The sequence below is a fragment of the Shewanella sp. K8 genome (assembly GCF_028823715.1).
GTDB lineage: Bacteria > Pseudomonadota > Gammaproteobacteria > Enterobacterales > Shewanellaceae > Shewanella > Shewanella algae.
In genome coordinates this window covers 1-825 of record NZ_JAPEHY010000090.1, presented here as the reverse complement: position 1 = coordinate 825, position 825 = coordinate 1, and the positions used below count along the sequence as shown (strand labels likewise).

Below are 825 nucleotides of genomic sequence, written 5' to 3'. Positions count from 1 at the left end.
TGCATATCATCCCTCCGGAATCAAAGTTCCTTGTACTTGAGCTGCTTTACAAAGGCCGGTATTACCTGTTACTTCATTAGCTACTTTTGCATTTTAGGAAGTGACTATCTCCTATCAGTTTGGCCGATACTCTGTACGATAAAACAGCATCGCCCAAATGATCCTTGCAAGTTTATTGGCTACAGCTACGACGGCTTTGTGTTTTCCTCGGCGCTCGATAAGCTTTAACGCCCACTGTGAAATGCGATCATTACTTTTGTCCGCATACCTAATGACTGACCAAGCACCTTGAATGAGTAATCGCCTCAAGTGACTATTCCCCCGCTTAGTGATACTGCCAAGTTTTTGTTTCCCGCCGCTGGAAAACTCCTTGGGAACCAAGCCGAGGTTTGCCGCGAAATGACGGCCATTTTTATAGCCAGAACCATCACCAGCAAATGAAACTACAGCGGTAGCAATCATTTCAGCAACACCACGTATACCTGTTAGGCGTTTAGCATCAGGGTGATTTTTAGCTTGTGCTTGAACTTCTTTTTCTGTGGTTTTAATTGCAGCATCAATGGTTCTAAGCTCATCAAGTAACTCTCGAATATAGCGACGCGCGGTCACTGTTAAGCCATTATTTTCAGTTGCCAAGATTTCTGGCAACTCAGTGATAAAAGGAGTTTTACCTTGGCGAAAAACAATGCCGTACTCGTTAAGTAGCCCACGTATTTGATTGCTCAATGCTGTGCGTTCCCGTATCCGGCGTTCACGAATTCGATGCACTAAAATTAGATCAACTTGCTCCAAGGTTCGTGGCTTTACAAAGACAATATTTGGCCG

1 protein-coding gene is annotated in these 825 nt (G+C 44.2%); it reads right to left on the bottom strand.

Translation table 11 applies throughout. The annotated features are described in order from the left end of the window. Positions 1-114 precede the first annotated feature (114 nt). Positions 115-825: IS110 family transposase (locus tag ON072_RS21030; protein ID WP_274626189.1), on the bottom strand; the 711-nt coding region annotated here is incomplete at its 5' end.